Origin of the sequence: Dactylosporangium sp. NPDC000244, from assembly GCF_040300725.1 — a bacterium.
Taxonomy (GTDB): Bacteria; Actinomycetota; Actinomycetes; order Mycobacteriales; family Micromonosporaceae; genus Dactylosporangium.
This window is the reverse complement of sequence record NZ_JBEPEH010000035.1, coordinates 55933-82485: the sequence shown is the minus strand read 5'-3', so window position 1 is coordinate 82485 and position 26553 is coordinate 55933. Positions and strand designations below refer to the sequence as shown.

Sequence of the window (26553 nt, the reverse complement as noted above, 5' to 3'; positions counted from 1 at the left end):
GGCATAGGACTCAGTGGCGAAGGACTATTACGGGATTCTCGGTGTCAAGCGGGACTCCACAGCCGATGAGATCAAGCGGGCCTACCGGCGGTTGGCCCGCGAGTTCCACCCGGACGTCAATCCCGACCCGGCGGCGCAGGAGAAGTTCAAGGAGATCAACGCGGCCTACGAGGTCCTGTCCGACCCGCGCAAGCGGGAGATGGTCGATCTCGGCGGCGACCCGCTCGCGCCCAGCGGTGGCGGGGGCGGCCCGGCCGGCGGGGCGTTCGTGGGCTTCCAGGACATCATGGACGCTTTCTTCGGCACCCAGTCCGCCCGCGGGCCCCGCCCGCGCGTGCGTCCGGGCGCCGACGCGATCCTGCGGCTCGACCTCGACCTGCACGAGACCGCGTTCGGCGTCGAGGCGCCGATCCAGGTCGACACCGCGATCGTCTGCGGCACCTGCCAGGGCGCCGGCACCGCGGCGGGCACCCACCCGCAGACCTGCGAGATCTGCCAGGGCCGCGGCGAGGTCCAGTCGGTCCAGCGCACGTTCCTCGGCCAGGTCGTCTCGGCCCGCCCCTGCTCGGCCTGCCAGGGCTTCGGCACCGTGATCCCGCACCCGTGCGCGACCTGCGGCGGCGACGGCCGGGTCCGCACCCGCCGCTCGCTCACCGTCAAGATCCCGTCGGGCGTCGAGGACGGCATGCGCATCCGGCTCGCCCAGCAGGGTGAGGTCGGCCCCGGCGGCGGCCCGCCCGGCGACCTCTACGTCGAGATCCACGAGCGCCCGCACGACGTGTACTCGCGCAAGGACGACGACCTGCACTGCCGCGTCACCGTGCCGATGACCGCGGCGGCGCTCGGCACCCGGCTGACCATCAAGACTCTCGACGGCGAGGAGACGGTCGACGTGAAGGCCGGCACCCAGCCGACCTCCACGCTGCGCATCCGCGGCAAGGGCGTGCCCCACCTGCGCGGCGCGGGCCGCGGCGATCTCTACGTCCACCTGGACGTGCGCACGCCGACGCGCCTCGAGCCGGAGCAGGAGCGCCTGCTGCGCGAGTTCGCCCGAAGCCGGGGCGAGGAGGTCGCCGAGCTGTCGAAGCAGGGCGGCTTCTTCTCGCGGATGCGCGACGCGTTCAACGGGCACGCGTGAGCGGTCCGGAGCGGAGCGGAGGGGCCGCTCACCGGGGGTGCAGGGTTTGGCTCGCGTCGCCGGAGCGGAGCGGAGGCGGCGTGAGCGGTCCGGAGCGGAGCGGAGGGGCCGCTCACCGGGGGTGCAGGTTCGGCTTGCGTCGCCGGAGCGGAGCGGAGGCGGCGTGAGCCTGCCGCTTTTTCTGGTTCCAGCGCTGCCTGAGGGGTCGTCTTTCGTACTTGACGGCCCCGAGGGGCATCACGCGGCCGATGTGCAGCGGATCACGCCGGGCGAGGCGCTGCTGCTCGCCGACGGGCGCGGCGGCGTGGCCCGGGCCGTGGTCACCGCGGCGCGCAAGGGTGCCCTGACGCTGGAGCTGGACGAGCCCACCTTCGAGCCCGCGCCCGACCCGGCCCTCACCGTGGTGCAGGGCATCGCGAAGGGGGAGCGGGCCGAGCTCGCCGTACAACTCCTGACCGAGGTCGGCGTCGACCGCATCGTGCCGTGGCAGGCGGCGCGCAGCATCGCGCGCTGGAAGGACGAGCGGCCCCTCGAACGGTGGCGCTCGACCGTGCGCGAGGCGGCCAAGCAGGCCCGCCGCTCGTGGATTCCCGAGGTCGCGCCGGCGTGCACGACGCGGCACCTGGCGCTGTCCGGCACCGTGCTGGTGCTGCATGAGGAGGCCGCGCTGCCCCTGTCGTCGGTGCCGCTGCCCGCGTCCGGGTCGATCACGCTGGTCGTCGGGCCGGAGGGCGGGGTGGCGCCGGAGGAGCTGGACGCGATCGGCGGGACCGCGGTCCGGCTCGGCCGGGAGGTGCTGCGGACCTCGACCGCCGGGGCGGCTGCGGTGGCCGCGTTGTCGGTGCGGCTCGGGCGCTGGTGAGGTCGCCGGCGACGGCGCTGGTGAGGTCGGCGGCGACGCACGCCCTCCGCGGGCGGGCCGGTCAGCGGAAGTAGCTCGCGCCGTTCAGGTCCAGCACGGCGCCCGAGGACCACTCGGCCTGCGGCGACGCCAGGTACAGCACCGCCGCCGCGACCTCCTCCGGTGTCGCGACGCGTCCGAAGGGGCTCTGGGAGCGGATCGCGTCGCCCTCCGGCGAGGCCAGCAGGTCCGCGACCAGGTCGGTGGCCACGAACCCCGGGGCGACCGCCGACACGGCGATGCCCCGCGGCGCGAGCGCCCTCGCGAGGCTCTGGGTCATCGAGTTGAGGGCGGCCTTCGCCGCGCCGTACGCGGGATGGTCCGGCTCCCCGCGGTAGGCTCCCCGCGAGCTGACGTTGACGATCCGCCCGCCCGGGGGCAGGTGCCGGGCCGCGCACCAGCACACGTTCGCGGGGGCCAGGAGGTCGACGGCCAGGGTGTCGCGCCAGGCCGTCTGCCACTGCTCGTACGAGGTCTCGGTGATCTTGTGCTCGAGGTACACGGCGGCGTTGTTGACCACCACGTCCAGGCCGCCGAGGGCTTCGGCGGCGGCGTCGACCATCGCCCGTACGGCATCCGGATCCGCGAGATCGCCCGTCACCACGGCGTGGCCGTCGCCGGGGAGGTCGAGCGGGGCGGGGGCGCGCCGGTGCACGGCGACACGCGCGCCGGTGGACGCGAAGGCGTGCGCGATCGCGGCGCCGATGCCGCGCGCCGCGCCGGTGACGAGGACCCGTTGAGCAGCCATGCGCGCAGCCTAGGCCCCCACTGCTGGTGCCGTGCGCCGCGCCGGGTGGCGGCGGCGTGCTGAGCGGCCGTGTGCGTGCGCCGCGCCGGGTGGCGGCGGCGTGCTGAGCGGCCGTGTGCGTGCGCCGCGCCGGGTGGCGGCGGCGCGCTGAGCAGCCTTGTGCGCGGCCGGCGGCCCCTAGGATGCACTGGTGACGAGTGACTGCCTGTTCTGCCGCATCGTCGCGGGCGAGATTCCGGCGACGGTGGTGCACGAGACCGCCACGACGCTGGCGTTCCGCGACATCGATCCCAAGGCGCCGGTCCACGTGCTGGTGATCCCGAAGGCCCACCACGGCGACGTCTCCGCGCTGGCCGGGGCCGACCCGGGGCTGGCCGGCGAGGTGCTCGCCACGGTCGCGGCCGTGGCCGCGGCCGAGGGGGTCGCCGCGAGCGGGTACCGGCTGATCTTCAACAGCGGCGCCGACGGCGGCCAGGAGGTCTTCCACGCGCACGGGCACATCCTCGGGGGTGCGCCGATCGGGCCGATGGTGTCGCGATGAAGGCGACGCAGCGGTACGAACGCATCACCCGGCAGGTGCAGGCGGACGCCCGGGTGCCGGCCCTCAGCGTCGCGGTCCACCGCGCCGACCGTCCGCTGTGGACGTTCCAGGTGGGCGAGGGCGTCGACGCCGGCAGTCAGCTGCGGATGGGCTCGGTCACCAAGACCTTCACGGCCGTGCTGGTCATGCAGTGCCGCGACGAGGGGCTGCTCGAGCTCGACGACCAGATCGCCCGCCACCTGCCCGTGAAGGCCCACGGCGAGCTCACCGTCGGCCGGATGCTGTCGCACGTGTCGGGCCTGCAGCGCGAGCCGTTCGGCGACGTCTGGGACACCATGCGGGCGCCCGACCTGGAGGGGATGCTGGCCCAATTGGACCGGGCCGAGCAGGTGCTGCGCCCTGGCCGGCGCTTCCACTACTCCAACCTGGCGATCGCGCTGCTCGGGCACCTGGTCGGACGGCTGCGCGGCGGGACGTGGGCCGAGGTGCTGCAGGAGCGCATCCTCGACCCGTTCGGGCTGCACGACACCGCCGTCACCCCGCAGCGACCGGTGACCGGATACCAGGTCGACGCCTGGTCCGACTACGCGCACCCGGAGCCGTCGACCGACTTCGGCGCGGTCGGGCCGGCCGCGCAGCTGTGGACCACCGCGGCCGACCTGGCGCGCTGGGCCGCCTTCCTCGCCGACCCGCGCGAGATGGACCCCAACGGCACCGTGCTGTCCGCGGCGACCGTGGAGGAGATGCGCGCGCCGCAGACGGTCACCGAGGAGGTGCTCTGGGCCCGCGGCTTCGGGCTCGGCCTGATCCTGCACCCGCGGCCGGGCGCCGAGCGGGTCGTGCACGTCGGGCACGACGGGGCCATGCCCGGGTTCCTCGCCGGCGCCTACGGACGGGTCGGCGGGGCCGGCACGCCGCGGGCGCTCGGGGCGGCGGCGCTGGGATCGTCCGGCACGGCCCGGGACATCTGCGAGCTGCCGCACGAGCTGCTCGCGGCCGTGGTCGAGGAGGACCCCGCGGCCATCGCGCCCTGGGTGCCCGGGCCGCCGGCGCCGCCGCAGTACCGCAGCGTGCTCGGACGGTGGTGGAGCGAGGGGTTCGAGTACGGCTTCAGCTGGCGCGACGGCACCCTGCACGCCCGCGCGGTCGACGCGCCCGGCAAGCTGCCGCCGGCGGTGTTCGCGGCCGTCGAGGGCTCGCCGGACCTGTTCCGCACCGTGTCGGGCCGGGAGGCGGGCGAGCTGCTACGGCTCACCCGCGACGCCGACGGGACCGTGGTGCGGATGCACTGGGCGACGTACCGCCTCAGCCGGGGCCAGGAGGCCTTCGACGGGCACCGGTTCTGACTCAGCGGCTGATCATCGTGAACACGGCCCCGTTGGGGTCCTCGATCACGGCCAGGCGGCCGTGCGGGGAGTCGAACGGGCCGTGCTGCACGCGGCCGCCGGCCGCCACGACGCGCTCGGCCGCGGCGTCGGTGTCGTCGGTGGCGAAGTAGACGCTCCAGTGGGCCTGGACCCCGTCCCACTCCGAGTCCATCGTGAGGCGGCCCGCGACCGGGTCGGCGTCACCGAGACTCCACGAGGAGTAGTCGAACGACTCCTCCCCGGCGTCGGCGGTCCCGGCGATCCGGGTCTGGCGGTATCCGAAGAGGCCGTGGTAGAAGAAGTCCGTCACGGTGGGTTCCCGCGTCGTCACCTCGGCCCAGCACAGGGCGCCGGTCTCGTCGAACAGCTGCGAGCCGGTGTGCCGGCCCGGCTCCCAGGCGCCGAACGCGGCGCCGGAGGGGTCCATGGCGAAGAGCATCCGGCCGTTCTCCGGGATGTCCATGGGCGCGACGAGCATCTTGCCGCCGTGCTCCTCGATGCGCCTCGACGTCTCGGCGAGGTCGTGCGACATGAGGTACAGGCTCCAGGCCGCCGGCAGCTGCTCCGAGCCGGGCATCGGCGGGCTCATCCCGGCCACGATCCGCCCGTTCTTCGTGCACATGACGTAGTTGCCGAACTCGGCGCCGGTGTCGGCGTACTCCCATCCGAACACGGACGAGTAGAAGTGCTGCGCGGCCGGGACGTCCGCCGCCACGACATCCGCCCAGCAGGGCTCGCCGTCGATGTATCCGGTGCGCTCGACCATGGCTCCGGCCCCCTTTCGTGAATCGGTCAACTGCCTCCCTACCAGCCCAGCCGGGTGGTTCGTGGCCGAATCGGCGCAGACGGAATGTTCGGCCGAACGCGTTCGGGGCAGCGCAGCGCGCCGTGGAAAAAAATGAGGCCGGTCGCTCGCGCTCGCAGCCGATACCATGAAGAGCCTGGACATGAGCCCAGGCTGGAGCGAGCCCGGAAGCAGGTGCTAGAGGCCCAACGCGGCCAAGGTATGACCGAGACCCCAAACCCCGTGCCGGCAGCAACGTCGGAGCAGCCCGTGCGGGCCATCAGCAAGATCACCGTTCCCGACCCGCACGTCATGGTCAGGCTGCTCGGGGCCGGCGACGAGATCCTCAAGCTCGTCGAGCGGTCGGTCAGCAGCGATGTGCACGTGCGGGGCAACGAGATCACCATCACCGGCGCGGCCGCGGACAACGCCATGGCCGAGCGCATCTTCAGCGAGCTCATCGAACTGGTGCGCAAGGGCGAGACCCTCACCCCGGACACCGTCCGGCGCACCGTCGGCATGCTGCAGCAGAACACCACCGAGCGCCCGGCCGAGGTGCTGACCCTCAACATCCTCTCCCGGCGCGGCCGCACCATCCGGCCGAAGACGCTGGGCCAGAAGCGCTACGTCGACTCGATCGACCAGCACACGATCGTGTTCGGCATCGGCCCGGCCGGCACCGGCAAGACCTACCTGGCCATGGCGAAGGCCGTCCAGGCGCTGCAGGCCAAGCAGGTCAACCGGATCATCCTGACCCGGCCCGCGGTCGAGGCCGGCGAGCGGCTGGGCTTCCTGCCCGGCACGCTCTACGACAAGATCGACCCGTATCTGCGCCCGCTCTACGACGCCCTGCACGACATGATCGACCCGGAGTCCATCCCGAAGCTGATGGCCGCCGGGACGATCGAGGTGGCGCCGCTGGCGTACATGCGCGGCCGGACGCTCAACGACGCCTTCATCATCCTGGACGAGGCCCAGAACACCACGCCCGAGCAGATGAAGATGTTCCTGACCCGGCTCGGCTTCGGCTCGCGGATCGTCGTGACCGGTGACGTGACCCAGGTCGATCTACCCGGGGGGACCCGCTCCGGTCTCCGGGTCGTCCGTGAGATCCTCGACGGCGTCGAGGATGTCCACTTCGCCCAGCTCGGCAGCGCCGACGTCGTGCGCCACCGGCTGGTCAGTGACATCGTCGACGCCTACGCCCGCTGGGACGAAGCGCAGGAGGCTCAGCAGCCGGTGCGCGCCGTCCCGGATCGCGCCGCACAGGGCGGCCGGCCCGGGCGACGCAGATAGCCACGGGAGCGCTGTTGTCCATCGAGATCGCCAACGAGTCCGGCGTCGACGTCAACTCCGACACCATTCTCGCGGTGGCGCGACACGCCCTCGACGAGATGGGGGTCCACCCCCTCGCCGAGCTGTCGATCCTGTGCGTCGACGTGGAGTACATGACGGAGCTCAACCACCGCTGGATGGACGGCGACGGACCCACGGACGTGCTGGCCTTCCCGATGGACGAGGGCAGCGTCGACCACGGGCCCGGGGAGGGCGCCGGCGAGCCGGCGCTGCTCGGCGACATCGTGCTCTGCCCGGAGGTGGCCGCCAAGCAGGCCGCCGCCGCCGGGCACGCGGCGATCGACGAGCTGGCCCTGCTGACCGTGCACGGCATCCTGCACCTGCTCGGCTACGACCACGCCGAGCCCGAGGAGGAGGCCGAGATGTTCGGCCTCCAGGCGAGACTGCTGGAGAGCTGGCGAAAGTCGTGAATCCGTGAGCGATGTCACACTGCTGACAACTGCGGCCGGACTCGTGGTCCTCGCGGGGCTGTTCGCGATGACCGATGCAGCGCTGAATGTCGTCTCGCCCGCTCGCGCGCACGAACTGGCCCGGGAGAACAAGCCCGGCTCCGGGGCGCTCGAGGTGATCGCGGCGGATCCGGCGCGGTACATCAACCTGTTGTTGCTCCTGAGGCTCCTCTGTGAGCTGACCGCGACCACGCTCGTGGCGCTGGAGACCGCGGCGGCCGTCGGCGGGCACCGGGACTGGCTCGCCGCGCTGATCACGGCCGGCGTCATGACCGTCATCAGCTTCGTCGTCGTGGGTGTGGCCCCGCGGACGATGGGGCGCCAGCACGCGTACCACGTCGCCCGCTTCGCCGCCCCGCCGGTGCGCTGGCTCGGCACGGCCCTGGGCCCGCTCGCCCGGCTGCTGATCCTCATCGGCAACGCGGTGACGCCCGGCAAGGGGTACCGCGAGGGCCCGTTCGCCACCACCATCGAGCTGCGCGAGCTCGTGGACCTGGCCGAGCAGCGCGGCGTCGTCGAGCACGGCGAGCGCGACATGATCCACTCCGTCTTCGCGCTCGGCACGACCATCGCCCGCGAGGTCATGGTGCCGCGCACCGAGATGGTGTGGATAGAGGCCCACAAGACCGTGCGCCAGGGCCTGATGCTCGCGATGCGCAGCGGCTTCTCGCGCATCCCCGTCGTGGGCGAGAACGTCGACGACGTGCTCGGCATCGTGTACCTCAAGGACCTCGTGCGCCGCACCGCCGGCAACGAGACCGGCGCGGGCGAGATGCCCGTCGCGCAGGTCATGCGCGACGCGACCTTCGTGCCCGAGTCCAAGCCGGTCGACGACCTGCTCCGCGAGATGCAGGCCGCGCGCACGCACATGGCCGTGATCATCGACGAGTACGGCGGCACGGCCGGGCTCGTGACCATCGAGGACATCCTGGAAGAGATCGTCGGGGAGATCACCGACGAGTACGACGTCGCTGAGCGGCCGCCGATCGAGGAGCTGCCGGACGGGGCGGTACGCGTCACGAGCCGCCTGCCGATCGAGGACCTCGGTGAGGTCTTCGACGTCGAGCTGCCCGCCGACGAGGTCGAGACCGTCGCCGGCCTGCTGGCCCAGGCCCTCGGGCGCGTCCCGATCCCGGGCGCGACCGCGGTGGTGGGCGGGCTGGTGCTGGTGGCCGAGGGGACCGCCGGGCGGCGCAACCGGATCGACACGCTGCTCGTACGCCGCGCCGACCCCGACGACGAGGACCAGCTCAGTCACGAGTCCGAGCGGCAGCACGCGGATGCCTAGGCCCTCTTCCCGGACCGTTCACGACACCATCGAGAGGCAGCACGCCGATGTCTGACCTGTCCGCCGAGGACGCCAAGCTGGTGACCCTGGCCCGCGCGGCGCGCGCCCGCACCGGGGCGGTCGAGGGGGCCGCGGTTCGCGATCAGGACGGGCGCACGTACAACGCCGCCTCCGTCGCGCTGCCGTCGCTCTCGCTCACGGCTCTGCAGCTCGCGGTGGCGTCGGCGGTCTCGTCGGGCGCGACGAAGCTGGAGGCGGCGGCGGTGGTGACGGAGGCGTCGACGGTGGACGGGCTCGGCCATGCGGCGGTGCGCGACGTCTCGCCGGCGGCGCCGATCCACCTGGCGGCACCGGACGCGACGGTCTTCGCCACCGTCACCGACTGAGGGGCCGGGCGACGCCTCGCCGGCGGTTAGCGACCCGGACGCCACCTGGGCGACGCCTTTCCGGCGGCGCTGATCCGCTTAGCGGCCCGGACGCGACCTCTTCGCCACTGAGACCCGGGCGGCGCCGATCCGCTTGGCGGCCCGGACGCGATGGTCTTCGCCACCGTCACCGACTGAGGGCCGAGCAACGCCGGTTCGCGGTCGCCTGACGCTGTTACGAAAAGTCCGACGCTCCGCGATCGGACTTTTCGCTTATTTCACGATGTAACGGCTGGTGCCGTGCTGTGCGGGTTCCGCTCAGGCTCCCACAGACCGGTAAATGCTGAAATAACCGAAATGTCCGGCGCGCCAACGCCGGACATTTCGGGAGAACGAGGTCGTAGGAGCGGCTCAGGTGGTGAGAGTCGGGACCACCGGGTTCGGGATGGCCCCTCCGAAGCGCCGGTCCCGCTTCGCGTAGACCTCGCAGGCGTACCAGAGGTGGCGGCGATCGAAGTCGGGCCACAGGGCGTCGACCGAGACGAACTCGGCGTACGCGGCCTGCCAGATCATGAAGTTCGACGTGCGCATCTCGCCCGAGCTGCGGATCATCAGGTCCACGTCCGGCAGGTCGGGCTCGTCCAGGTAGCGGGCGAACGTCTTCTCCGTGATGCGGTCGGCCTTCAGCCGGCCCGCCTTCACGTCCGCGGCGATGCGGGCCGCGGCGTCGGCGACCTCGGCGCGGCCGCCGTAGTTGACGCACATGGTGAACGTGAGCAGGTCGTTGTGGCGGGTGAGCTGCTCGGCGTACTCGAGCTCGCTGATCACCGAGCGCCACAGCCTCGGGCGGCGGCCGGCCCAGCGGACACGGATGCCCATCTCGTGGAACTCGTCGCGGCGGCGGTGGATCACGTCGCGGTTGAAGTTCATGAGGAAGCGGACCTCGTCCGGGGAGCGCTTCCAGTTCTCGGTCGAGAAGGCGTAGGCGCTGACGTACTTGACGCCGAGTTCCAGCGCGCCCTCGATCACGTCGAAGAGGGCGGCCTCGCCGGCGGTGTGGCCCGCGGTGCGGGGCAGGCCGCGATCCTTGGCCCAGCGGCCGTTGCCGTCCATGATGATCGCCACGTGCTGCGGCACGGCCTCCTTCGGCAGCGCCGGCGGGCGGGCACCGGTGGGGTGCGCGGACGGCGGGCGGAAGTTCCTGCTCACGGACGTTCCTTTCCAGCGTGACCAAGGGGTCCGGGCGAGCCGTCGAGCGGCTCCACCGGGGCGAGCGATCCGGCCGGCCCGTCGAGCGGCCCGGCCGGGGCGAACGGGGTAGGCGGCGCAATGGGGCCGGTCGGTTGCGAGGGAAACCGGCGGCGCTCCTCGCGATCGACCAAGGGTAGAGAGCGCAGGGAGCGTTCCAGGTGCCATTGCAGGTGCGCCGCCACCAGGCCGCTCGCCTCGCGCTGGTGGACCGGGGACGCGTTGTCCGCGATCGTCCAGTCGCCCTCGACCAGCGCTGCCATCAGGTCGATCGTCGCCGGGGCGGGGTGGGCCGCGCCCGGCGGGCGGCAGTCGGGGCAGACCGCGCCGCCCGCCGCGATCGAGAAGCCGCGGTGCGGGCCGGGCGTGCCGCACACCGCGCACTCGCGCAGCGCGGGGGCCCAGCCGGCCGAGCTCATGGCGCGCAGCAGGTACGCGTCCAGCACGAGGCTGCACGCGTGCTCGGCCACGGCCAGCGCGCGCAGGGCGCCGAGGGTCAGCTGGAACAGCCGCAGCGACGGCTCCTGCTCGACGGGCGTCAGGCGCTCGGCGGTCTCGGCGATGGCGCTGGCCACCGTGTACCGCGAATAGTCGTCCAGGAACCGCCGCCCGAACAGGTCGACGCCCTCCACCTGGCTGATCACGTCGAGGCTTCGACCCTCCAGCAGCTGTACGTCCACATGCCCGAACGGCTCCAGCCGCCCTCCGAACTTCGAGGTGGTGCGGCGCACGCCCTTCGCGACGGCCCGGATACGGCCGTGGTGCCGCGTGAACAGCGTGATGATCCGGTCCGACTCGCCCAGCTTCTGCACCCGCAGCACGACGGCGTCGTCGCGATAGAGCTTCCCCCGGAAACCCGAGCCGCCCCCGGACATCAGCGGCGGCCCTCGGGCAACGCCGCGCCGCCCGCCACGCGCGGTGCGGGGCCGGGTGCGACGAGGGCGGAGCGCGGTGCGGGGCCGGGCGCGACGAGGGCGGAGCGCGGTGCGGGGCCGGGCGCGACGAGGGCGGAGCGCGGTGCGGGGCCGGGCGCGACGAGGGCAGAGCGCGGAGCCATCAGAAGCCCAGGCGGCGCAGCTGCTTCGGGTCGCGCTGCCAGTCCTTGGCCACGCGCACGTGCAGGTCGAGGTAGACCCGGCCGCCGATCAGGTCCTCGATCTCGCGGCGGGCGCGGGTGCCGACCTCCTTGAGGCGGCTCGCCTGGTGGCCGAGGACGATCGCCTTCTGGCTGGAGCGCTCCACGTAGATGTCGGCGTAGATGCGGGTCAGGCCGTCCTCCGGCAGGACCTCCTCGACGAGCACCGCGATCGAGTGCGGCAGCTCGTCGCGGACCCCGTCCAGGGCCGCCTCGCGGATGAGCTCGGCCATGAGGATCTGCTCGGGCTCGTCGGTGAGCATGCCGTCCGGGTACAGCTGGGGCGAGCGGGGCAGGTGCGAGATCATCACGTCGACCAGGGTCTGGACCTGCTCGCCGGAGACGGCGCTCACCGGGACGATGTCGGCGAACTCGCCGAGCTCCTGCACGGCCAGCAGACGCTTGGCCAGCGTCGCGCGGTCCACCAGGTCGGTCTTCGTCACGACCGCGACGAGGGTCGCCTTGAGCTCGGCGATCTCGCCGCTGATGAACCGGTCGCCGCGGCCGATCTCCTCGTCGGCGGGCAGGCACAGGCCGATCACGTCCACCTCGCTCCAGGTGGAGCGCACGAGGTCGTTGAGGCGCTCGCCGAGCAGCGTGCGCGGGCGGTGCAGCCCGGGCGTGTCCACGAGCACGAGCTGCGAATCGGGCCGGTGGACCACGCCGCGCACGGTGTGGCGGGTGGTTTGGGGCTTCGGCGACGTGATCGCGATCTTCTGACCGACGATCGCGTTGGTCAGCGTCGACTTGCCGGCGTTGGGACGGCCGACGAAGCAGGCGAAGCCCGCACGGTACTCACCAGGATTGTGCTGCACGATGGTTCAGCGTACTCAGACCTCCAGCTGCAACTGGCGGGGGCGCTGTGAAGGAGTCGTGCTCCTTCCCTTCGCTTTCCCGCCCGGCGCGGCCGGCGTGGCCGGCTCGGCGTGCCCGACGGCCCCGGTGGAGGCCGAACGCGACGCGGCTTCGGCCTGGGCCACGACCGCGGGAGAGTCACCCGGACGGGCGGCAGCGGCGGCTGCTGGCCGACCTCGTCTGGCGATCTGCAGCTCCACAGTGCTCTCCACCACACCGCGCCCGGCCGAGCGCAGCACGATCCGCCCCGGCATCAGCCGCGACAGCGACGTCGGCACCGCGCTGCGCTGCTCGGTCGCGAGCACCAGGTGCACCCCGGCCGCCTTCCCGCCGGCGGCCACCGCGGTCAGCGCCTCGTTGAGCAGCGGGTCGTGCCCGTCGACGAGGACGAGGACGCGGGGCTCGTCGTCCCCGGCGCTCGCGGCCCGCTCGGCCACGAGCTCGCCGATGGTGCCCAGCAGCTTCGCGGCCGCGGGGGCGTCGGTGCCGTCGACGCGGTACACCCGCAGCGCCGCGGCGTCGTAGCGCCGGGCGAACGCGGCCGCCACCGTGTCCAGCAGCGTCGTCTTGCCCGCCCCGGTCGGGCCGAAGACCAGCAGGTGCCCGAGCTCGTCGAGGTCCAGCGGCCAGACCTGCACCGCCTGGGAGTTGGGCAGGTCCACCATCCCGATCGGCGCGGCGAAGGCGTCGCGGCCGGTCTCGGGCGGCTCCGGCAGCGCGTCGAGGTCGTAGGCGGCGTCCAGCGGGGCGTGCCAGGCCTTGGGCTGGTCGGGCACCCGCGCCTCCCGGTGTGCCCCGGTGATGGCCGCGACCAGGCGCTGCAGGTCGGTGACCTCGCCGTCGTGGGCCGGCGCGGGGAGGGGGATCGCGGCGTCCGGCTCATCGAGGTCGGGCACCGGGGTGTGCAGGCCGGACTCGAAGCGCCACTCGGTGACCAGGGTCGGGCCGGCCGAGCGGTCGGCGGGGGAGCGGGCCCCGCCGTAGGCGATCTGCACCGCGTCCGGGTCCGACGTCACCGTGCGCACGAACGCGCGGCCGGGCAGCAGCGGGGAGAGATGGGCGGCGTCGGGGCGCTCCAGCACCTCCAGGCTGTCCTGCTCCTCCTCGACCCGCAGCGCGATGCGCAGCGGCGCCTCGGCGCGCAGGTCGTCGTCGACGGCGGCGTGCGGAAACGCCGTGGACAGCAGCAGGTGTACTCCGGCCGAGCGCCCGCGCCGCGCGAGCTCCCGCAGCCCGGTGACGAACTCGGGCGGCGCGGTCGTGAACTCGGCGACGACGATGAGCAGGTTGGCCGGGGCCGCGGCAGGGTGCTTGCGCTCCATCTCGACGATGTCCTTGACCCCGTGCCGGCGCAGCACCCCCTCCCGCCGGCGCACCTCGGCGCCGAGCGAGACCAGGATCCGCCGGGCCATGTAGCCGTCGTCCCCGGTGAACAGCCCGACGGTGTGCGGCAGGTCGGCGCACTCGGCGAACGTGGTGCCGGCGGCGTCCACGAGCACGAAGGTGAGCCGGTTGGCCGGGTAGGTCGCGGCCAGCGCGGCCAGGTAGGAGCGCAGCAGCCAGGCCCGGCCCGAGCCCGGCGCGCCCACGACGATGCCGTTGGGGCCGTCGCGGCGCAGGTCGACCACGAGCGGGCCGGTGCCGCCGAAGCCGATCGGCGCGGCCAGGCCGCGGTCGCGGGTGGACGGCACCCAGCGCTTCACGATCGCACTCGGCGCCGGCTCCCCGCCGAGGCCGAGGACCTCGCCGAGCGGCGCGATCCGCGGCGCCGCGCCGCCGGCCGCGTCCCGGTTGGCGGCCAGGGCGTGCGCGACCCGGTCGGCGACCGCCGCGTCGATCCCGTCGCCCTCCAGCGCCACCACCCCGGCCGGCAGCGCACGGGCGCTCCCGGCCGCCGTGAGCAGGCTGATCCCGCCCCGGGGACCGTCCTCGACCAGGCGGGCGAGGGCCTCGGGCGGTACGGAATCGGCGTCTGGAAGCACCACCACCACGTGCGGGACGAACTGCTCGGCGATCGCGTGCCGGCCCAGCCGTCGCTGCCGCAGCAGCGCCTCGACCAGGGCGAGCACCCGCCGGCGGTCTTCCTCCTGGGCCGCGACGGTGCGGGCGCCGGGCGCGAAGGCCGCGGTCAGCGTGCGGGTGTGCGGCAGCCAGCCGGTCCAGCGCCAGTGCTCGGCCTCCTCGGGGGTGGCGAGCACGACCAGGGCCAGGTCGTTCGGGCCGGCGAGGGTGGCCAGCTGCACCACCCAGGAGCGCAGCACCGCCCGGCGGGTCTCCTCGTCGCCGTGCGCGCCGAGGGCACCGAGGGTGCGCAGGTCGGCCTCGACGGGGACGTCGGGGTCGGTCGCGTACCGCTGCCGCAGCGCGCCGATCCGTTCGGTGTGCGCGGGGTCGAAGTCCCCGGTGGTCGGCGCCTGCTCGAAGCGCAGCCGGCTCGGCTGGTCGGCGGTGGCGATCCGCAGCGTGAGGAAGTCCCGGTCGTCGGGGCGGCGGGCCGGCTTCTCCTGCCGGTCGGCGGCCCGCGCCAGGTGGGCCACGCTGGGCGCCTCGGCCCGGCGCGCCTGCACGACGGCCCGATGCTTGATGGCCGCGTCCGCCTCGGCCCGCTCCATGGCGGCCTCGAACTCGGCGGCGGGATCGGCGGCCCGGCGGCGCAGCGTCAGACGACGCCGTTTGGGCGGCTGCGGTACGACCGGCAGCCACACCGCCGGCGGGGGACCCTTGGGCGCGGGCGCCTCCACGGGGACCTCCTCGACCGTGACGAGCGTGGCCCCGAGCCGCAGCAGCTGCCCGCCGGTCAGCGTCGCCGTCCCGGTCAGCGGCTCCCCGTCCAGCCGGGTGCCGCCCGGAGAGCGCAGGTCCGTGGCCGCCACCTCGTGGCTGCCGATGCCCAGGTGCAGGTGGCGCCGCCCGGCCGTCGGGTCGGTGAGCACGAGGTCGCTGGCCGGGTCGGTGCCGAGGACGAACTCGCCCGGCGGCAGCGGCACCCAGATCCCGGCGTCCGGGCCGGCCAGCACCAGCAGCTCGAAGCGGTGGCCCTCGGCCCGCTGCGGCCGCTCGGGGCGCTGCTCGGGCGGGGCCAGCAGGACCATGTCGCCGCAGCGCAGCCCCTGGTCGCCGAGCGGGCGGTTCGGGTCGAGGCGGCGGCCGGTGCGCGCGAGCCAGGCCCACGTGGTCTGCTGCGGCCGCTCGGCCGGGTCGAGCAGGCCCAGCAGCGCGGCGATCAGGTCGGCCACCGCGCCACCCGGGTCGGCCCGCAGCCGGACCGTGCGGTCCAGGGTCGCGCCCGAGTCGCGCCTCGCCACTCGCACGTCGATCAGCAGGTCCATCGACCGGCCCCTTTCTTGCCGCGCAGCATGGTTCGTCGTCGGTCTCCAAGAAAGCCTGGTGCGGGGCGGGCGCTCGGTAAGGCTCCGTCCTCGACAGTAAGCGCCGCGACGCCGAGTGGATCGCATCGACGCGCGCCAGGATTTCGTGCTATTCGCGTGTAAAACGGGCGGAACGGCACGTGGGTTACCCTCCTGGACCATGACGGTGCGAGTCGCGATGTGGTCAGGCCCCCGCAACATCTCCACGGCGATGATGCGCAGTTTCGGCGCGCGGCCCGACGCCGTGGTCGTCGACGAGCCGCTGTACGCGCACTATCTGGCCGAGACCGGGCTCGACCATCCGGGCCGCGAGGCGATCCTCGGCTCCCAGCCGCGGCGCTGGCCGGACGCGGTCGCCGGGCTGCTCGCGCCCGTGGACGCCGCGGTGTTCTACCAGAAGCACATGACCCACCACCTGCTGCCGATGATCGGGCGGGACTGGCTGGCCGAGGTGAGCAACGCGTTCCTGATCCGCGACCCGGCCCACGTGGTCGCGTCCTACGCCAAGGTGCGGGGGGAGCCGACGCTCGAGGACCTCGGGTACCCGCAGCAGGTCGAGATCTTCCGGGCGTTCGGCGGCCCGGTGGTCGACGCCGCCGACGTGCTCCGCGACCCGGCCGGCACGCTGGGCGCCCTGTGCGCGGCGCTCGGCCTGGCCTGGGACCCGGCGATGCTGGCCTGGCCGGCCGGGCGGCGCGACACGGACGGGGTGTGGGCGCCGCACTGGTACGCCGCCGTCGAACGCTCCACCGGCTTCGCGCCCTACGACCCGCGGCCCGCCGAGGTCCCCGCCCACCTGGAGCCGCTCGTGGCGCGGGCCCGGCCGCTGTACGAGGAGCTGGCTACGGTGGCGCTGCGGGCAGGCCGAACGCGGTGAGGTCGGCCTCGAGGAAGGACACGACCTCGGCCACCAGCCCGCCGCGGAAGTCCAGCACGTCGAGCCCGCTCGGCACCCAGGCCCCGTCGACCAGGCGGTAGGTGCCGAACGCGAGCTGCCCGTTGGCGCTGGTGGGCAGGAACCGCCAGCCGGTCCGCAGCGGCCCGCGGAGCAGGAACGACCGGATCGCGCCCCGGCCGGTGTAGCGCTCCGGCAGCGGCGGCATCGAGTAGCGCGCGTCCTCGGTCAGCATCGCGATGATCGCGTCGGGGTCGCCGGACTCCCACGCCCGCGCGTAGCGGGCCGCCTGCTCGCGGACCTCGTCGTCGAGCGGGGCGTCCACCGGCTCGACGCGCTTGGCCCGCTGCAGGGCACTGTTCACGGACGCGACCGAGGTGCCGAGCATCTGCGCCGTCTCGGCCGCGCTGTAGCCGAGCAGGTTGCGCAGCAGCAGCACCGCGCGCTGGCGGGGCGTGAGGCGCTGGAGCGCGGCCACGAACGCGAGCTGGATGCCCTCGCGCGCGACCACGGTCGCCTCCGCGGCCGGCGTGGGCAGCGGCTCGGGCCACTCCACGGACCGGCGGCCCTTGAGCATCGTCAGGCAGCGGTTGGTCGCGATGGTGAACACCCACGGGCGCACCGACTCGGCGTCGTAGCGCCCGGCGCTCTTCCAGGCCCGCAGCAGGGTCTCCTGCACGGCGTCGTCGGCGTCGTGGACGCTGCCGAGCATGCGGTAGCAGTGCGCGCGCAGCTGCGGCCGCAGCGGGCCGACGAGCGCCTCGAACTCAGAGGGCGACGGCATGGGCGCGGGCGTGGGCGCGGTACAGCTCCGCGATCTGCCGCGTCACCGGGCCGACCTTGCCGTCGCCGACGGGGCGGCCGTCGATGGTGACCACGCCGGCGATCTCGCCCATGGTGCCGGTGCAGAAGACCTCGTCGGCGGTGTACATCTCCACCTGCGCCAGATCCCGCTCCCGCACCGGCAGCGGCGCGATGCGCAGGACGGTGTCGCGGGTGATGCCCTCCGGGCAGGCGATCGCGCGCGGGGTCAGCAGCTCGCCGCCGGCGACCGCGAACAGGTGGGTGGCGTTGGTCTCGGCGACGAACCCGCGCGCGTCGAGCATCATCGCGTCGTCGGCCCCGGCCACGTTCGCCTCGAGCTTGGCCAGGATCGAGTTGAGCAGGTTGTTGTGGTGGATGCGCGGGTCGAGCACGTCCGGGGCGGGGCGGCGCACGCTGCTGGTCACGAGGGTGAGGCCGCCGGTGTCGTACACGGGGGCCTTGAACTCGGCGAGCACGATCAGCGTGCAGCCGGAGCGGTTGAGCCGCGGGTCCATGCCGCTGGTGACCTTCACACCGCGGGTCAGCGTGAGCCGGACGTGCACCCCGTCGCGCATGTCGTTGGCGGCCAGCGTCTCGCGCAGGGCCGCGATGATCTCGGCGTCGGCGGGGACGTCCTCGAAGCCGAGCGAGACGGCCGAGCGCCGCAGCCGCGCCAGGTGCTCGTGCAGGCCGTAGATGCCGCCGTCGTACAGCCGCAGCCCCTCCCACACCGCGTCGCCGCCCTGCACGACGGCGTCGAACGGGGAGATGCCCGGCTCGTCCCGGTGCCGGAGCGTGCCGTTGACCCAGTACTTGAGCTCGGCGTTGCGTTCGTCGTACCGCTGCAGCATCTTCAGTCCTTTGCGATGTCACCGAGGGCGATGAGCACGTCGCGCAGCCGGTCGGCGGCCTGGGCGACGAGGGCCGGGTCGGCGCCGGCGAAGAGCCGGGCCTGCGCGCCGGTGACCGCCCGCACGACCTTCTCGGCCGCGGCCACGCCGGACTCGCTCAGCCGCACCCAGGCGACCCGGGCGTCGGCGGGGTCGGCCGCGCGCTCGATGAGCCCGTCCTGCTGGAGCCGGCGCAGCACGTTGCTGATCCCGCCGGAGGTCAGCAGGAGGCCGGAGGCGAGGTCGGAGGGCTTGCGCGCATACGGCGGGCCGGCCCGGCGCAGCGCCGAGAGCACGTCGAACTCGGCCGGGGTGAGCCCCAGGGCCGCGGTCTCGTTGCGCACCGCCTCCTGGAGCCGTCCGGCGAGGCGGTGGACGCGCTTGCCCAGCTCCATGGACGGGGAGACGACGTCGGGCAGCTGCGCGCGCCACTCGTCGACGACCTCGTCGATCTGGTCCCTGGGCATGCCCCGAGACTAGCCGGGGCCCGCTGGAATCCCGGCGGGCCCCGGCGTTGTGCTAGTGGTCGGCGCAGCAGGGCCGGTTGTTCGGCGGCTCGAAGGGCACCAGGACCCCGCCCCGGCCGAACTGGGTGACGAGCGTCAGCACGCCGTCGCGCCAGATCGGCCGGACGAAGTCGCGGGTGTCCACGAGCATCTCCGGCACCGCCGTCATGCCGCCGAGGATCACGACCTTCTCGATCGCCGAGCCGTCGATGATCGCCGACACCGCGATGGTGCCCTTGAGCCCCTCGTGGCCCTCGAACACCACCTGGCGAGCCCCCTCCGGGGGCGTCTCCGCGTCAGCGCCGACGGCGACCTGCCCGCCGGAGAAGTACGTGAACGCGGGGCGGCCGGCCGTCAGGATGTGATGGTCGGCCGCCTGGACGTCGGGGAACTGCATTACCGGGGGAGGACCCAGATCGGGTTCGCGTAGAACCAGAGGTCCTTCCACGGGTCGGCGTCGCCGAGGACGTCGATCGCCGGGCCGGCCGGGTCGATCGACGCGCCCAGGTAGCCGGGGGCGGTGCGGTTGCCGTCGGTGCCGCGCACGCGCACGTAGAACGGCTGGTCGGCCACGCCCAGGTCGTAGGTGAACGACACGGTGCCCTTGGACTGGGTCACCTCGAAGGACTTGACGACCTTGGTGTCCGGGGACTTGAACGTGTCCTTGTCGGACACGGCGCCCGTGACGGCACCGCGGATGACGTCGACGCGGGCCAGCTTGGGCACGAAGTTCGCCCAGTTCGCCTTGTCGGCCAGCGCGATCTTGATGACCAGCTCGGCGCGCTGGCCGCGGCGCAGCTGCAGCGAGCCGCCCAGGGTGGTGCCGACCGGCGAGCCCTTGACGCGCACCTGCACGTCGAGGCCGTCGATCAGGTGGCCGTGGTCGACCCACACGCGACCGGCGCGCAGGCCGGCCATGACCGCCGCGTAGCTGAAGTTGCTCGAGCCGACGTGGGTGCGGCTGTAGTAGCCGGGCCAGAAGTCACCGGGGGTGAGGTTGGCCGGCTGGCCGTACACCGGGTCGAAGTGGTAGCCGTTGGTGGCGAAGTCCGTGTTGTCGGGGCGCTTCGACGTCTCCTCGTAGACGACGTGCGAGTCCGAGTTCGCGGTGATCCACCACGCCTTGCCCTCGGCCAGGAGGCTGTCCCAGAGGCCGCCGACGGTGGAGGTCATCCAGTCGAAGCCGCCCCAGGTGCGGTAGCTCTCCGGCGGGTAGCCGGCGAACGAGTTCGCGTTGGGGGCGTTCTCGTAGAAGCCGCGGCCCGCGCCGCCGCCGAGCGGCTTGGCGATGCCGGCGGCCTGGTGGCCGGGCGCGCCCTCGAAGCCGATCGCGATCTGCGGGTTGGCGTCGCGCCAGTTGCGGATCTCGTGCGGCGAGTCGATGCCGTTGCGGGCCGGGTGGTTGGCCAGGAACAGCGCGTCCTGGACCCGCCGCTTGGCGACCTGGTCGCCGAGGAACTTGATGCCGGCGACCGCGAGGGCCTCGGTGACGTTGGCCGGGTTGACCGCGCCCTGCACCGAGCCGTCGAAGGTGCCCTCGAACTCCTTGAGGACCGCGACCTCGTTGGCGCCCGGGTGCACGAAGACCGTGCCGTGCTCGGCGGCCGGGATGTTCCACTCCAGGCCCTGGAAGACCAGCATGTCCTTGTAGTCGTCGCGGGCCCCGCGGATGAGCGGGTTGACCTTGTCGACGCCGATCTTCGAGTGCTGGACGGTGCCGTGGTCGGTGATGACCATCCAGTCCAGACCGAAGGCGGAGGCGTGCTTCACGTGGTCGTCGACCCGGTACATGCCGTCGCTGGAGAACTGGGTGTGGATGTGGTGGTCGCCCGCCAGCCACTTGTAGTTGTTGTTCGACGGGCGGCTGTGGCCGTGGCGGTCCCAGCCGTCGAAGTCGTGGTTGTGGTCGTCGTCGCCGTGCGCGTGCGCGACGCCGGCGTTCGCCAGCGCGCCGCCCGCGGCGGCAGCCGCACCGAGCAGGCCCGCGCGGCGAAGGAACCCGCGGCGGGAGACGTCGCCGGGCGAGAGCTCGCTGTCCGGGATCGACGCGTCGAGCACCGCGGGGACGTCGCCGGCAGCCTGCGGCATGTCCTCGTGGTGATGGTGGTGGCCGTGGCCGTGGCCCATGAAGGCTCCTCAGCTGGAATCAGGGTGGTTCTCACCGCCGACCCTCGACGCCGTGGGCAAACAACAGGTAGCGATATACCTATGTCCGCGCGAACTTCAGCATGATCACCGCTACCGCGAGGGTCAGGCCGAGGGCCACTACCAGCGCGTCCATCCACCCGAATCGGGTATCCCGGGCGATCGTGCGCGGCTCGCCCCGGTCGAATCCGCGGGCCTCCATGGCCGTTGCCAGCCGGATGCCGCGCCGGATGGCGGCGACGAGCAGGCCGAAGAGCGTGGAGAAGGGCCCGGCCTTGGTACCGCGGGCGCGCCGCGCGAGCCGGATCAGCTGATACTCCCCGGCGAGCAGCGGCGCCAGGCGGAGCGCGGCCAGGGCGCCGATCGCGAACCGGGGCGGGACCCGCAGGTGCGCGACGAGCGAGTCGGCGAGGTCGGTCGGGTCGATGGTCGCGAACACCACGAAGCCGGGCAGCCCGACGGCGAGCAGCCGCAGGGCGTAGCCGACCGCGTTCTCGCGCACGTCGAGCCCGGCGACGTGCGCGACGACCGGCGAGTCCTGCGCCCCGAGCAGCACGGTGAAGCCGAAGATGCCGGCCGCGGAGACCAGGATCGGCCAGCCCCGCCGCCACAGCGTGCCCAGGCCGAGCCCGGTGAACGGCAGCAGCACCAGCAGCACGCCGATGACGGTCAGCGAGGCGGCCGGGTCCAGGGTGGTGACCACCGCCGCGGTCACCAGCAGCGCGGCGAGCAGCTTGGCCACCGCGTCGCGCCGCCCGAGCCAGGTCCCGTTCATCGGCGAAGGTCCAGTCGTCGGCGATGGTCCGGTCATCGGCGCAGCTCCAGCCGCCGGTCGCCGATCGCGGCCACGAGCTGCGGGTCGTGGGTGACCAGCACCAGCGCCCGGCCCTCGTCGCGCAGGTCGGCGAGCAGGGTCACCAGCTCCCGCCAGGTGCGCAGGTCCTGCCCGAACGTCGGCTCGTCCAGGACCAGCACCCGGGGCGCGGCGGCGAGCGCGGTCGCGACGCTGAGCCGGCGCTGTTCGCCGCCGGAGAGCGTGAAGGGGTTGGCGAGGGCCAGGCGGTCGAGGTACAGCCGCTGCAACAGGTGATCGACCGTCGCCTCGGACGCGCCCCCGAGGGCCAGCTCGGCGCGGACGGTGTCGGTGACGAACTGGTGCTCGGGGTTCTGGAACACCGAGCCGATCCGCGTGGCCAGGCTCCGCGCCCGCCAGCGGTGCGGCGGGCGGCCCGCGTCCCGCCCGGCCAGCGCGGCCGAGGCCGTCACCCGCCCGGCCCGCGGCTTCGTCAGGCCGCCGAGCAGCAGCGCGAGGGTCGTCTTGCCGGCGCCGTTGGGGCCCTCGACCGCGAGGGCCTGCCCCGCGCGCACCTCCTCGTCGACGACGGCGGCGGTGTGCGGCAGGGCCAGGCGCTCGGCGGTGAGCAGCGCCTCGCCCGGGGCGGTGACGGCCCGGCGGGCCGGCAGCGGGGCGCCGGGGCTCCAGACCGCGTCGGGGTCGTCGCCGATCACGACGGTCCGGTCGACCAGGGGGAGGGCCTCGTCGACCCGGTGCTCGACCAGCACCAGGGTCGCGTCGAGGTCCTGGATGACCTTGGCGATGGCGGTACGGACGAGCTGCGCCCCCTCCGGATCGAGGTTCGCGGTCGGCTCGTCGAGCAGCAGCAGCCCGGGCCGCAGCGCGATCACGCCGGCGATGGCCAGCCGCTGCTGCTCGCCGCCGGAGAGCGCGGCGGTGCTGCGGGCGCGGTCGTACGGGAAGCCGACGGCGCTCAGCGCGGCGTCGACCCGCGGCCAGATCTCGGCCCGGGGCACGCCGCGGTTCTCCAGGCCGAAGGCGACGTCGTCGCCGGCCCGGCTCATCACGAGCTGGGTCTGGGGGTCCTGGAACACGATCCCCGTCGTGTTGCGCTGCCGGCGCGCGTCGCGGCCGTCGACCAGGACCTCGCCCTCCTGCTCGCCGGAGTCCTCGGCGAGCAGGCCGGCCAGGGCGGCGAGCAGCGTGGACTTGCCGGCCCCGGAGGCGCCCAGCAGCAGGACCCGCTCGCCGTGCTCGATGCGCAGGTCGAGGTGGCGGATCGCCCAGGCCTTGCGCCCGGCGTGCCGCCACCCGAACCCGCGGAATTCGACGGTGCTCAACGCTTAGACGGCAACCCGCTCCCGGCCGGACGGGAAGCGGTCCAGCACGCCCGTGCGCGACAGCGCGCGCTGCAGGGCCCAGCTGCCGCCGCCGGCGACGATCGCGCCGCTGGCCACGACGAGCGCCGCGTAGGTCCACTTCTGGCCGGCCGTGAACGTGTCGCCGTAGTAGACGCTCAGGTCGAACAGCGCGGCGCCCACGCCGGAGAGGGCGCCCGCGACCAGGGCGTTGACGAGTTTGTACCCGCGGTAGCCGGTCGCGGCGAAGCCGAACTCGCCGCCGATGCCCTGCACCAGGCCGGACACCACGACGGTGAGCCCCCACGCCGAGCCGAACAGCGCGGAGACGGTCGCGGCGACGAGCTCGGTGTAGAGGCCGGCGCCGGGCTTGCGGATGACGAGCGGCCCGAGGACCGCGGGGATGAGCCACACGCCGTAGATCACCGCGCGCCAGGGCAGCGCGAAGCTCTCCAGGGCGTTCCACAGGTTGTTCCAGGCGTAGAACACCCCGGCGAAGGCCACGGCGATGATGGACGCGACGACGATGTCGACGGTCCGCCAACGGGTCTGCATGGTTGAACCTCCCAGTTCGTGCGAACCAGAAGGAGACGCGACGTCACGCCGGCCCTTGGATAGGCCGACGTGACGGCTGGCGTGAGGTGACCGAGCTCCCTGCGCTGGCATTACCCAGATCAGGTTCGAGGGTCTGCGGGGCCGTCGGACGGCCGTCGCACTCTCAGCGCTGTGCGCTCCCCTGTCGGATGTGCAGTTGTTTCCCGACGGTAACAGTGATCGTCGCCAACTCGTAGTCTCGGGTCATGAAAATCACGGCGCGCTCGCTCACGTTCGATGTGTTCGACGGCGGCCCGGCCGACGGGGAGCCGGTGCTGCTGCTGCACGGATTCCCGCAGCACAGCGGCGAGTGGGCGGCGGTCACCCCGCTGCTGCACGCCGCTGGCCTGCGCACCTACGCCCTCGACCAGCGGGGCACCTCGCCCGGCGCCCGTCCCGCGCCGGTCGAGGCCTACCGGATCACCGAGTGCGCGCTGGATGTCGTGGCGGTCCTCGACGCGCTGGAGATTCCGGCGGTACACCTGGTGGGCCACGACTGGGGAGCGATCTGCGCCTGGCACGTGGCGCTGCGGCACGCCGCCCGGGTGCGCACGCTCACGGCGGTTTCGGTGCCGCACCCGCACGCCTCGGCCTACGCCTACGCGAACGACCCGGACCAGCGGGAGCGCTCGGCGTACATCAAGCTCTTCCGGCAGCCGGGCAAGGCCGAGGAGGTGCTGCTGGCCGACTCCGCGCGACGGCTGCGCGGGCTGTTCGCGCCGCTGGAGGACGTCGAGGGGTACGTGCGGCCGCTGCTCGAGCCGGGGGCGCTGACGGCGGCGCTGAACTGGTACCGGGCGATGAGCTCGCTCGACCTCGTCGGGCTGGGGCCCGCCACGGTGCCGACGACGTACGTGTGGAGCGACGGCGATGTGGCCATCGGCCCGACGGCGGCCCGCGCCTGTGCCGAGCACGTCGCGGCCGGCTACCGGTTCGTGCCGCTGGCCGGCGTCAGCCACTGGATCCCCGACGAGGCACCCGCCGCGGTCGCGGCCGCGATCGTTGGCATAGCCGACGCTACTCGTGGGTAATAACCTGGAGGTTCGGGAGCGTCTACCTGGGGGTGTCCATGGTTGCGACGTCGGTGCGCGCGGAACGGGAGGCGCGCAAGGTCATCGAGGAGAACCGCGAGACCGAGTGGCGCAAGCCGAGCTTCGGCAAGGAGCTCTTTCTCGGCCGGCTGCGCCTGGATCTCATCGACCCGCTGCCGGAGCTCGATCCGGCCGCCGAGGCGCGCGGCGCCGAGTTCCGCGCCAAGCTCGCCGCCTACCTGAGCGCGGAGGTGGACGGCCAGCAGATCGAGCGCGACGCCCACATCCCGGACGAGGTGCTGCGCTCGCTCGGGGAGCTGGGCGCCTTCGGGATGAAGATCGACGAGCGGTACGGCGGGCTGGGCCTGACCAATCTCGACTACTGCCGCGCGCTCATGCTCGTCGGCTCGGTCAACCCGTCCATCGGCGCGCTGCTGTCGGCGCACCAGTCGATCGGCGTGCCGCAGCCGCTCAAGCTGATCGGCAACGACGAGCAGAAGCAGCGCTTCCTGCCCCGCCTGGCCGCCGGGGAGGTCTCCGCGTTCCTGCTCACCGAGCCGGAGGTCGGTTCGTTCCCGGCCGGGATGCGCACCGCCGCGGTGCCCACCGAGGACGGCGACTACCTGCTCAACGGCGTCAAGCTGTGGGCCACCAACGGGACCTTGGCCACCCTGTTCGTGGTCATGGCGGTGGTGCCCAGGAGCGAGGGGCACAAGGGCGGGATCACCGCGTTCGTGGTCGAGGGCGACGCGCCCGGCGTGACCATCGAGCGGCGCAACGCGTTCATGGGCCTGCGCGGCCTGGAGAACAGCGTCACCCGCTTCCACGACGTGCGCGTGCCCAAGGAGAACGTCATCGGCGGCGAGGGTCAGGGCCTGCGCATCGCCCTGAGCACGCTCAACACCGGCCGGCTGTCGCTGCCGGCGATGTGCGTCGGGGCCGGCAAGTGGTGCCTCGGCGTGGCCCGCGAGTGGGCCGCGGAGCGGGTGCAGATGGGCCGGCCGATCGGCACGTACGAGGCGATCGCCAAGAAGATCGCGTTCATCGCCGGCACCACCTACGGGATGGAGGCCATGCTCGAGGTCTCCTGCCGGCTCGCCGACGACAACCGCAACGACATCCGCATCGAGGCCGCGCTGGTCAAGCTGTACGCCTCGGAGCTGGCCTGGAAGGTCGCCGACGAGCTCGTGCAGATCCGGGGCGGCCGCGGCTACGAGACCGCCGACTCCCTCGCCGCGCGCGGCGAGCGGGCCATCCCGGCCGAGCAGATCCTGCGCGACGTGCGCATCAACCGGATCTTCGAGGGCTCGACGGAGATCATGCACCTGGCCATCGCCCGGGAGGCCGTCGACGCGCACCTCTCGGTCGCGGGCGACATCATCGACCCCGAGGCGGGCCTGGGCCGCAAGGCGAAGGCGGCCGGGAAGGCGGGCGGCTTCTACGCCAGGTGGCTGCCGACCCTGGTCGCGGGCAAGGGCCAGCTGCCGGGCGGCTTCGCCGAGTTCGGCGCCCTGGCTCCGCACCTGCGCTACGTCGAGCGGGCCTCGCGCCGGCTGGCCCGCGAGACCTTCTACGCGATGGCGCGCTGGCAGGGCAAGCTGGAGCACAAGCAGGGCTTCCTCGGCCGCGTGGTCGACATCGGGGCCGAGCTGTTCGCGATGTCCGCCGCGTGCGTGAAGGCGCGCACGGAGCGGGCCGACCGGCCCGAGGGCCTGGAGCTGGCGGACCTGTTCTGCCGGCAGGCCACGCTGCGGGCGGAGGCGCTGTTCGGCTCGCTGTGGGCCAACGCCGACTCGGTGGAGGTCTCGGCGGCCAAGCGCGTGCTGGCCGGGCGGTACCTCTCGCTCGAGGAGGGCATCGTGCCGGTCGTCGCCGACGGTCCCTCCACCGCCGACTGGTCGCCGGGCCCATCCACGGCCGAGGACGTGCGCCGGCGCTTCTGAGGGTTCGGTTCGGCGTTGGATTCGAGGAGCCCCGGTCTGACCGCCGGG

The 26553-nt window shown here is 73.5% G+C and carries 25 protein-coding genes and 1 riboswitch; of the genes, 11 read left to right on the top strand and 14 right to left on the bottom strand.

Going from position 1 to position 26553, the window contains the following annotated elements; translation table 11 throughout:
- Positions 1-13 precede the first annotated feature (13 nt).
- Both dnaJ and ABT369_RS40865 read left to right on the top strand, forming a co-directional pair.
- Positions 14-1138 (top strand): molecular chaperone DnaJ, encoded by a 1125-nt coding sequence (gene dnaJ / locus ABT369_RS40870; RefSeq protein WP_350620825.1) that lies wholly within the window; start codon positions 14-16, stop codon positions 1136-1138.
- A gap of 163 nt (positions 1139-1301) precedes the next feature.
- Positions 1302-2000, top strand: coding sequence for a 16S rRNA (uracil(1498)-N(3))-methyltransferase (locus ABT369_RS40865; RefSeq protein ID WP_350620823.1), 699 nt, complete (start codon positions 1302-1304; stop codon positions 1998-2000).
- Between the two features lie 61 nt (positions 2001-2061).
- Here the strand turns inward: ABT369_RS40865 and ABT369_RS40860 are convergent, their stop codons facing one another.
- The gene (locus ABT369_RS40860) at positions 2062-2787 is read right to left on the bottom strand and encodes an SDR family NAD(P)-dependent oxidoreductase (protein WP_350620821.1); all 726 of its coding nucleotides are present in this window, start codon (positions 2785-2787) and stop codon (positions 2062-2064) included.
- Positions 2788-2974: 187 nt separating this feature from the next.
- Here ABT369_RS40860 and ABT369_RS40855 point away from each other — a divergent pair, with 187 nt between their 5' ends.
- A complete protein-coding gene (locus tag ABT369_RS40855; RefSeq protein WP_350620923.1) occupies positions 2975-3328 on the top strand; it encodes a histidine triad nucleotide-binding protein in 354 nt (117 codons plus the stop codon).
- Positions 3325-4674: a serine hydrolase domain-containing protein gene (locus ABT369_RS40850; RefSeq protein WP_350620819.1), complete on the top strand. Its 1350-nt coding sequence runs from the start codon at positions 3325-3327 to the stop codon at positions 4672-4674. The genes ABT369_RS40855 and ABT369_RS40850 overlap by 4 nt, the downstream gene beginning before the upstream one ends.
- Before the next feature lies 1 nt (position 4675).
- Here ABT369_RS40850 and ABT369_RS40845 read toward each other — a convergent pair whose 3' ends face one another.
- Positions 4676-5461, bottom strand: coding sequence for a VOC family protein (locus ABT369_RS40845; RefSeq protein WP_350620817.1), 786 nt, complete (start codon positions 5459-5461; stop codon positions 4676-4678).
- A 240-nt stretch (positions 5462-5701) separates the two neighbouring features.
- On the opposite strand from ABT369_RS40845, the gene ABT369_RS40840 reads away from it, so the two are divergent.
- Genes ABT369_RS40840 through ABT369_RS40825 form a run of 4 tightly spaced genes read left to right on the top strand, consistent with a single transcriptional unit; the run spans position 5702 to position 8958 of the window.
- Complete coding sequence (locus tag ABT369_RS40840) at positions 5702-6775, top strand: PhoH family protein (protein WP_350620815.1); 1074 nt, start codon at positions 5702-5704, stop codon at positions 6773-6775.
- Positions 6776-6789: 14 nt separating this feature from the next.
- Positions 6790-7245 (top strand): rRNA maturation RNase YbeY, encoded by a 456-nt coding sequence (gene ybeY / locus ABT369_RS40835; protein ID WP_350620813.1) that lies wholly within the window; start codon positions 6790-6792, stop codon positions 7243-7245.
- A gap of 4 nt (positions 7246-7249) precedes the next feature.
- Positions 7250-8572, top strand: a complete 1323-nt coding sequence (locus tag ABT369_RS40830; RefSeq protein WP_350620811.1) for a hemolysin family protein — start codon at positions 7250-7252, stop codon at positions 8570-8572.
- A 47-nt stretch (positions 8573-8619) separates the two neighbouring features.
- The gene (locus ABT369_RS40825; RefSeq protein ID WP_350620809.1) at positions 8620-8958 is read left to right on the top strand and encodes a cytidine deaminase-like protein; all 339 of its coding nucleotides are present in this window, start codon (positions 8620-8622) and stop codon (positions 8956-8958) included.
- A 390-nt stretch (positions 8959-9348) separates the two neighbouring features.
- On the opposite strand, the gene ABT369_RS40820 is transcribed toward ABT369_RS40825, so the two are convergent.
- The 4 genes from ABT369_RS40820 to ABT369_RS40805 form a co-directional block, all read right to left on the bottom strand.
- Positions 9349-10146 carry an isoprenyl transferase gene (locus ABT369_RS40820; RefSeq protein ID WP_350620807.1) on the bottom strand — a complete coding sequence of 266 codons (798 nt, stop codon included), beginning with the start codon at positions 10144-10146 and terminating at the stop codon, positions 9349-9351.
- The gene (gene recO, locus ABT369_RS40815) at positions 10143-11060 is read right to left on the bottom strand and encodes a DNA repair protein RecO (RefSeq protein WP_350620805.1); all 918 of its coding nucleotides are present in this window, start codon (positions 11058-11060) and stop codon (positions 10143-10145) included. The genes ABT369_RS40820 and recO overlap by 4 nt, the downstream gene beginning before the upstream one ends.
- Before the next feature lie 181 nt (positions 11061-11241).
- Complete coding sequence (era, locus tag ABT369_RS40810; RefSeq protein WP_350620803.1) at positions 11242-12135, bottom strand: GTPase Era; 894 nt, start codon at positions 12133-12135, stop codon at positions 11242-11244.
- Between the two features lie 15 nt (positions 12136-12150).
- Positions 12151-15504, bottom strand: coding sequence for a type VII secretion EssC family protein (locus ABT369_RS40805; RefSeq protein ID WP_350620801.1), 3354 nt, complete (start codon positions 15502-15504; stop codon positions 12151-12153).
- A 199-nt stretch (positions 15505-15703) separates the two neighbouring features.
- Here ABT369_RS40805 and ABT369_RS40800 point away from each other — a divergent pair, with 199 nt between their 5' ends.
- Entirely contained in the window at positions 15704-16420 is a 717-nt protein-coding gene (locus tag ABT369_RS40800) for a sulfotransferase-like domain-containing protein (RefSeq protein ID WP_350620799.1), read from the top strand.
- Here the strand turns inward: ABT369_RS40800 and ABT369_RS40795 are convergent.
- From ABT369_RS40795 to ABT369_RS40760, 8 genes are all read right to left on the bottom strand, one after another.
- Positions 16386-17222 (bottom strand): sigma-70 family RNA polymerase sigma factor, encoded by an 837-nt coding sequence (locus tag ABT369_RS40795; protein ID WP_350620797.1) that lies wholly within the window; start codon positions 17220-17222, stop codon positions 16386-16388. The two genes, ABT369_RS40800 and ABT369_RS40795, sit on opposite strands and share 35 nt — an antisense overlap.
- Positions 17206-18093: an aminotransferase class IV gene (locus tag ABT369_RS40790; protein WP_350620795.1), complete on the bottom strand. Its 888-nt coding sequence runs from the start codon at positions 18091-18093 to the stop codon at positions 17206-17208. Before ABT369_RS40790 ends, ABT369_RS40795 begins: the two co-directional genes overlap by 17 nt.
- Before the next feature lie 2 nt (positions 18094-18095).
- Complete coding sequence (locus ABT369_RS40785) at positions 18096-18599, bottom strand: MarR family winged helix-turn-helix transcriptional regulator (RefSeq protein WP_350620793.1); 504 nt, start codon at positions 18597-18599, stop codon at positions 18096-18098.
- A 52-nt stretch (positions 18600-18651) separates the two neighbouring features.
- A complete protein-coding gene (locus tag ABT369_RS40780; RefSeq protein ID WP_350620791.1) occupies positions 18652-19035 on the bottom strand; it encodes a hypothetical protein in 384 nt (127 codons plus the stop codon).
- The gene (locus ABT369_RS40775) at positions 19035-20765 is read right to left on the bottom strand and encodes a PHP domain-containing protein (RefSeq protein WP_350620789.1); all 1731 of its coding nucleotides are present in this window, start codon (positions 20763-20765) and stop codon (positions 19035-19037) included. The genes ABT369_RS40780 and ABT369_RS40775 overlap by 1 nt, the downstream gene beginning before the upstream one ends.
- A 79-nt stretch (positions 20766-20844) precedes the next feature.
- Positions 20845-21558 carry an energy-coupling factor transporter transmembrane component T family protein gene (locus ABT369_RS40770; RefSeq protein ID WP_350620787.1) on the bottom strand — a complete coding sequence of 238 codons (714 nt, stop codon included), beginning with the start codon at positions 21556-21558 and terminating at the stop codon, positions 20845-20847.
- Between the two features lie 32 nt (positions 21559-21590).
- Positions 21591-22919: an ABC transporter ATP-binding protein gene (locus ABT369_RS40765; protein WP_350620785.1), complete on the bottom strand. Its 1329-nt coding sequence runs from the start codon at positions 22917-22919 to the stop codon at positions 21591-21593.
- 3 nt (positions 22920-22922) lie between these two features.
- A complete protein-coding gene (locus ABT369_RS40760; protein ID WP_350620783.1) occupies positions 22923-23492 on the bottom strand; it encodes an ECF transporter S component in 570 nt (189 codons plus the stop codon).
- A gap of 78 nt (positions 23493-23570) precedes the next feature.
- A riboswitch (TPP riboswitch) is annotated at positions 23571-23685 on the bottom strand.
- 52 nt (positions 23686-23737) lie between these two features.
- Here ABT369_RS40760 and ABT369_RS40755 point away from each other — a divergent pair.
- Positions 23738-24562, top strand: a complete 825-nt coding sequence (locus ABT369_RS40755) for an alpha/beta fold hydrolase (RefSeq protein WP_350620781.1) — start codon at positions 23738-23740, stop codon at positions 24560-24562.
- A 38-nt stretch (positions 24563-24600) separates the two neighbouring features.
- Complete coding sequence (locus tag ABT369_RS40750; RefSeq protein WP_350620779.1) at positions 24601-26505, top strand: acyl-CoA dehydrogenase family protein; 1905 nt, start codon at positions 24601-24603, stop codon at positions 26503-26505.
- Positions 26506-26553: the final 48 nt, after the last annotated feature.

Bases quoted from the DNA above. Each gene is read 5' to 3' on its own strand.
- ABT369_RS40860 (WP_350620821.1), bottom strand. From the start codon at position 2,787: ATGGCTGCTCAACGGGTCCTCGTCACCGGCGCGGCGCGCGGCATCGGC.
- ABT369_RS40850 (WP_350620819.1), top strand. From the start codon at position 3,325: ATGAAGGCGACGCAGCGGTACGAACGCATCACCCGGCAGGTGCAGGCG.
- ABT369_RS40845 (WP_350620817.1), bottom strand. From the start codon at position 5,461: ATGGTCGAGCGCACCGGATACATCGACGGCGAGCCCTGCTGGGCGGAT.
- ABT369_RS40840 (WP_350620815.1), top strand. From the start codon at position 5,702: ATGACCGAGACCCCAAACCCCGTGCCGGCAGCAACGTCGGAGCAGCCC.
- ABT369_RS40825 (WP_350620809.1), top strand. From the start codon at position 8,620: ATGTCTGACCTGTCCGCCGAGGACGCCAAGCTGGTGACCCTGGCCCGC.
- recO (WP_350620805.1), bottom strand. From the start codon at position 11,060: ATGTCCGGGGGCGGCTCGGGTTTCCGGGGGAAGCTCTATCGCGACGAC.
- ABT369_RS40805 (WP_350620801.1), bottom strand. From the start codon at position 15,504: ATGGACCTGCTGATCGACGTGCGAGTGGCGAGGCGCGACTCGGGCGCG.
- ABT369_RS40800 (WP_350620799.1), top strand. From the start codon at position 15,704: ATGACGGTGCGAGTCGCGATGTGGTCAGGCCCCCGCAACATCTCCACG.
- ABT369_RS40795 (WP_350620797.1), bottom strand. From the start codon at position 17,222: ATGCCGTCGCCCTCTGAGTTCGAGGCGCTCGTCGGCCCGCTGCGGCCG.
- ABT369_RS40790 (WP_350620795.1), bottom strand. From the start codon at position 18,093: ATGCTGCAGCGGTACGACGAACGCAACGCCGAGCTCAAGTACTGGGTC.
- ABT369_RS40785 (WP_350620793.1), bottom strand. From the start codon at position 18,599: ATGCCCAGGGACCAGATCGACGAGGTCGTCGACGAGTGGCGCGCGCAG.
- ABT369_RS40780 (WP_350620791.1), bottom strand. From the start codon at position 19,035: ATGCAGTTCCCCGACGTCCAGGCGGCCGACCATCACATCCTGACGGCC.
- ABT369_RS40775 (WP_350620789.1), bottom strand. From the start codon at position 20,765: ATGGGCCACGGCCACGGCCACCACCATCACCACGAGGACATGCCGCAG.
- ABT369_RS40770 (WP_350620787.1), bottom strand. From the start codon at position 21,558: ATGAACGGGACCTGGCTCGGGCGGCGCGACGCGGTGGCCAAGCTGCTC.
- ABT369_RS40760 (WP_350620783.1), bottom strand. From the start codon at position 23,492: ATGCAGACCCGTTGGCGGACCGTCGACATCGTCGTCGCGTCCATCATC.
- ABT369_RS40755 (WP_350620781.1), top strand. From the start codon at position 23,738: ATGAAAATCACGGCGCGCTCGCTCACGTTCGATGTGTTCGACGGCGGC.
- ABT369_RS40750 (WP_350620779.1), top strand. From the start codon at position 24,601: ATGGTTGCGACGTCGGTGCGCGCGGAACGGGAGGCGCGCAAGGTCATC.